General features: G+C 69.2%; 6 protein-coding genes. 1 reads left to right on the forward strand and 5 read right to left on the reverse strand.

Features of this window, described 5'->3' with window-relative positions; all coding sequences use genetic code 11:
• Nucleotides 1–83: 83 nt before the first annotated feature.
• Together VM306_RS15405 and VM306_RS15410 are read right to left on the reverse strand one after the other, a co-directional pair.
• Nucleotides 84–1,181, reverse strand: coding sequence for a glycosyltransferase (locus tag VM306_RS15405; RefSeq protein WP_325515624.1), 1,098 nt, complete (start codon nucleotides 1,179–1,181; stop codon nucleotides 84–86).
• Nucleotides 1,178–2,251: a glycosyltransferase family 1 protein gene (locus VM306_RS15410; protein WP_325515626.1), complete on the reverse strand. Its 1,074-nt coding sequence runs from the start codon at nucleotides 2,249–2,251 to the stop codon at nucleotides 1,178–1,180. The genes VM306_RS15405 and VM306_RS15410 overlap by 4 nt, the downstream gene beginning before the upstream one ends.
• A gap of 144 nt (nucleotides 2,252–2,395) precedes the next feature.
• Between VM306_RS15410 and VM306_RS15415 the strand changes: the two genes are divergently transcribed.
• Nucleotides 2,396–3,232: an inositol monophosphatase gene (locus tag VM306_RS15415; protein WP_325515628.1), complete on the forward strand. Its 837-nt coding sequence runs from the start codon at nucleotides 2,396–2,398 to the stop codon at nucleotides 3,230–3,232.
• Here VM306_RS15415 and VM306_RS15420 read toward each other — a convergent pair.
• The 3 genes from VM306_RS15420 to VM306_RS15430 all read right to left on the reverse strand — a co-directional run.
• Nucleotides 3,217–3,834, reverse strand: a complete 618-nt coding sequence (locus VM306_RS15420) for a hypothetical protein (RefSeq protein ID WP_325515630.1) — start codon at nucleotides 3,832–3,834, stop codon at nucleotides 3,217–3,219. The two genes, VM306_RS15415 and VM306_RS15420, sit on opposite strands and share 16 nt — an antisense overlap.
• Before the next feature lie 118 nt (nucleotides 3,835–3,952).
• Nucleotides 3,953–4,300: a hypothetical protein gene (locus VM306_RS15425; protein ID WP_325515632.1), complete on the reverse strand. Its 348-nt coding sequence runs from the start codon at nucleotides 4,298–4,300 to the stop codon at nucleotides 3,953–3,955.
• A 256-nt stretch (nucleotides 4,301–4,556) separates the two neighbouring features.
• Nucleotides 4,557–4,728 (reverse strand): 2Fe-2S iron-sulfur cluster-binding protein (locus VM306_RS15430; RefSeq protein ID WP_325515634.1); only part of this gene is annotated, 172 nt, incomplete at its 5' end.

The raw sequence follows: 4,728 nt of genomic DNA on the forward strand, positions 1-4,728 counted from the left end.
CATCTCGGCGACCTCGCGGGGGTTCTTGTCCAAGCCGGCTCGCGACATGTCATGAGACTAAGTCAGAGCCGCTGAGATCATCTTCAGGGCACCTTCAGAGCCGTGAGCATGCCGTCGACCGCCGCCTGCCACGGGTACTCCTCCGCCCGTGCCCGCGCGGCCTCTCGTGAGCCGGACGCCAGGAGCCGCTGAGCAGCGGTCGCGAACGCTGTGGCGTGGTCGTCGACGGCCGCGCCGCACGACGGTTGGACGATCTCCTTCAGCGCGCTGCTCTGGCTCACGACGACCGGGGTGCCGCTGGCCAGTGCCTCCAGGGCGGCCAGTCCGAACGTCTCGTGCGGGCCGGGTGCGAGCGAGAGATCGGCGGAGGCGAGCAGCGCGGCAACGTCCAAACGCGACTTCACGAAACCCAGGAACGTCACCGGGAGGCCGTTCGCGCGCTTCTCCAGGGACGTGCGGCGCGGGCCGTCACCGGCGATCACCAGACGTGCGGAGTGGCCCTGCTCGTGGAGTTCGGCCAGGGTGTCGACGGAGCGTTCGACGTGCTTCTCCGGCGAGAGACGTCCACAGTGGATGAGCAGTTTCTCCTGGCCCTGCAGGAGATCCCGGCGCAGATCGGCGGAGTGACGACTCGGGGTGAACGTGGCGAGGTCGACGCCGAGCGGCACCTGGAGGACGTTGCGGGCGCCGATGCGGTCGAACTCCTCACGCGCGAACGCCGTGGTGCACACCACGGTGTCGTAGGAGGCGGCCATGCGGCCGTTCGCCCAGTCGGCGCCTCGTTCAGCCGGGCCGGAAGGCAGGACGAACTGCAGCAGACGGTCGAGGCGTTCGTGGGAGATCACGATGTTCGGGATGTCCCGTTCGCTCGCCCACGCGCCCATGCCGCGCAACGTCAGCCTGTCCGACACCTCCAGCCGGTCCGGCTCGAGGTGCGCCATCAGGGCCTTGACGCGCCACGGGTCCACGACGCGGTAGCCACCGGTGTACGGGATCTTCACCGCGGGCAGCGTGATGCGCCGCACCCCGCCGGGCAGCACCTCGTCCGCACGTCGGTCGCCCGGCACGACCAGCACCACCTCGTGGCCCGACTGCACGTAGCCGGTGCCGAGGTGGTGCAGTGCCGTGCGGAGCCCGCCGGACTTCGGTCCGTAGAAGTTGGCTAGCTGAACGATCCTCAAGCGGCCGCCTGGTGAGTTAGTCCGATCACCGCAGCGTAATGGCCCATCAGCTCGTCGCAGACCGCAGGCCAGGTGCGGGTGAGCACCGACTTGCGGGCGGCGAGACCGAATCGCTTGCGCCGCAACGGGTCGCGCAGCAGTTCGACGTACTGTGCGATGTCGTCCTCGAAGAGGTAGCCGGTGCGGCCGTGGTTCACCAGGTCGCGCGGACCGCCCGCGTTCGGCGCGAGCACCGGCAGCCCGCTCGCGAGCGCCTCCTGCACGGCCTGACAGAACGTCTCGTGCGGTCCTGTGTGGATGAACACGTCGAGCGAGGCGTAGGCCTCGGCGAGCGCAGTGCCGGTGCGGAAGCCGAGGAACTCCGCGTTGGGCAGGTCGCGTTCCAGCTGCTCGCGGTCGGGGCCGTCGCCGACGATCCGCAGCTTCACGCCCGGCAGGCCGTGGAGTTCGCGCAGCCGGTGCACCTGCTTCTCCGGCGCCAGGCGTCCGACGTAGCCCACGGTGAGCTCGTCGTTCTGCCTCGGCCGCGGGTGGAAGAGGTCGATGTCGACGCCGCGGCCCCACCGGTGCACGCGCGGCACCCCATACCGTTCCAGCGCCTCGACCGCCGAACTGGACGGTGCCAGCGTGCGGTCGGCCAGCGTGTGCAGGCGCTTCGTCCACCGCCACGCCGCACGTTTGGTCAGCCCGAGGCCGTAGCTGCTCGCGAACCCGGCGACGTCGGTCTGGTAGACCGCGACGGTCGGCACGTCGATCCTGCGCGCGGCCCGGAGGCCGTAGGCGCCCAGCACGAACGGGGAGGCGAGGTGCACGACGTCGGGCCGGAACTCGGCCAGCGCGTGGTGCACTCTCGGGCTGGGAACGCCGATCGGCAGGCTGGTCACCTTGGGCACGTCGACCGCGGAAACCCTGACGACGGGCGTGCCGTGGTGGTCGTCGGCGCCGGCACCGGGCGCGACCACCAGAGCCTGGTGGCCGTTGCGCCGCAGGTGTTCGAGGACGCGGAGGACGGAGTTGGTCACCCCGTTCACCTGGGGCAGGAAGCTCTCGGTCACGATCGCTACGCGCACCAGCTCACCATGTAGTGCCCGTGTGAAGTCCGGATGACCGCTGATTTGACGTGGTCAGAACACCTCACGTCGTGGCCAGGTGATCGTCGGTTCGTCATCTTCGCTTCGGTTTCCGGACACACAACGCGGTGAAACTAGGCCAGCATGACCGTCTTGTCGTCCCGTCCCGCGCAACCAGCCGACCCCGGACTGGTCTCCATCGCGCTGGAGGTGGCCGGTCGCCTCGCGAACGACGCCTCGGACGTCATCATGGCCACCGCCGGCCGCGGCGTGCGTCCCGACTCCGGCGAGTCGCCGTTCGACTGGGTCACCGACACCGACCGCACCCTGGAGCGCCACACCCGCCGCGTGCTCACCGCCGAGTTCCCGTCGATCCCCGTGTTCTGCGAGAACTCCGACGTCCCCGACGCCTCGGGCGACTCCGAGTTCCGCTGGGTGGTCGACCCGGTCGACGGCACGGCGAACTACACCGCGGGCATGCCGTGGTGCGCCTACAGCCTCGCCCTGGTGGACCGCTGGGGCCCGGTCGTCGGCGTTGTCGCCGACCCCTACCGCGCGCAGATCTACGCCGCCGCCCGAGGCCGCGGCATGCGCGCGAACGGCACGCCCGTACGCCTGACCGAACGCCAAGGCGACTCTCTCGTCGTGTGCACCGAAATGACCCGCACGGGCCCGTGGCCGGGAATGGGCGAGTTCATCTCCACGGCAGCGATAGCAGGCACGGGCGTGCGCGTCCTCGGCTCGAAATGCCTGGCCGTAGCGCAAGTGGCGTTGGGTCACGTGGCCGCCGCCGTGCTGCACGGCTACCACGAGTGGGACGTGGCCGGTGCTGTGTCACTGGCCGTGGAGTCCGGTGCGGTCGTGCTGGACAGACGAGGTGAGGGCGCCCAACTACCCGTGGACGGCCTCCTGGTGGCCGCACCCGACGCGGCCGACGAGGTGCTGAGCTGGTGGCAGTCCGCGCTTCAGGTGGACAGCTGAGGTAGCTGCTTCTCCAGCACCTCGAGGTGCGTGCGCGCCTCGTCGAGCTCCGGGTGGTCGAACATCTGCAACGCGACCCGCCCGACCTCGTTCTCGAACTGGTGGAAGTCGTGCGTGGCCCTGAGCAACCGCTGGTAGACGGGGTGCTGCCGGTCGACCGCGCCGAGCGCCCTGCCCAGCTGCGCGATGCCGCGCACGTCGTCCAGCTCCTTGGTGAGCTGCTCGCTGATGCGCCGCAGCCAGTCCTTGGCGGGCGACTGGGGCACGGTCTGCACAGCGGCGGCGACCCGCCGCGTGGACTCGGCGCACCGCTCGACCAGGTCGGACCACATGTCGTAGGGCCGCTGCGGGTGCGGCAGGGGGATCGGCCGCTGCTGCCGGGGGCGCTGGACGGAGCGGCGGAGAAAGCCGATACCCGTCCCGACCACGGTCCCGGGGAGGCCGCCGAAGATCACGGAGATCATCAGGATGGCGACGATCGTGACGAGGAACGAGGACGGCTTCTCGCTCGGGACGGCCAGGTCGATGATCGTGGTGAGGGCGCCCATCAGCAGGGTGCCGATGGCGGCACCCCAGAGCGCTGAACGGACCACAACCCCCATGACCTCGATCGTGCCATGTTCAGCGTGGGTTCGTCGGTCCATTCGGGATCACGGATTGCATGTCAATCTGCTATAGTTCTTGTCGTCGGTTCCAATAGGAGCCGAAAGTGAACCCGGTTCACCGTCCGGACGGTCGGTTGCCGGGTTTCGCGCTTTCCGGGCACTGGTCGAGCCTCACCACCGCGTCGAGCATCGGCTGGACCCGTTGCCGCCAGTCGCCTCCCGCACCGAAGCACCACGCAAGAGCGTCGCTGGCCCACAAGACCGGGTCTTCCGCCGGACGCAGGTGCTCATAGGTGAACGGCTCGTCCACCTTCTCCAATGCCGCGGCGAGCGTCTGCCGATCGCGTACGTCCTGGTGCGCGCAGCTTTCAATGGCCAATCGGGTGACACCCAGTTCCTGGAGCCAGGTCGCCGCTGCGGACAGACAGAGCTGACGAGCACGGACGTCGTCCGAGTCCCGCACCGTCCACACGCCTGCCCTGAGGCCCATCTCGCGAAGCCGGGCGACCAGCGCTCGCCTCCGCGAGTCGCTCTCCTTCTTGAAGTGCACACGCCGCTGACCAGCCCTCACCAGCCGACGCAGGCTCGAGCGGACCACATCCAGCTCACGTGGTCGAACGACGACCGCTACGACGAGGTAGGTCGGACCTCGTCGCGACTCGTCCAGAAAGCCATGCCACATGACAGCATGGTCTCAAAGGAGTAACGCACTACTCCATTCAGGCGTCGAAGTCGACCGTCACGCACTCACTGGTCGGCAGCGCCTGGCACGTCAGCACGAACCCGGCCGCCACCTCCGACTCGTCGAGCGCGTAGTTGCGCCTCATCTCGACGCTGCCCTCGGTCACCAACGCGCGGCACGTGCCGCACACCCCGCCCTTGCAGGCGAAG

Source organism: Lentzea sp. (genome assembly GCF_035525475.1).
In the GTDB taxonomy this organism is placed as follows: domain Bacteria; phylum Actinomycetota; class Actinomycetes; order Mycobacteriales; family Pseudonocardiaceae; genus Lentzea.

Excerpts from the sequence above, each read along its gene's own strand:
- VM306_RS15415 (WP_325515628.1), top strand. The coding sequence starts at position 2,396 with ATGACCGTCTTGTCGTCCCGTCCCGCGCAACCAGCCGACCCCGGACTG.
- VM306_RS15420 (WP_325515630.1), bottom strand. The coding sequence starts at position 3,834 with ATGGGGGTTGTGGTCCGTTCAGCGCTCTGGGGTGCCGCCATCGGCACC.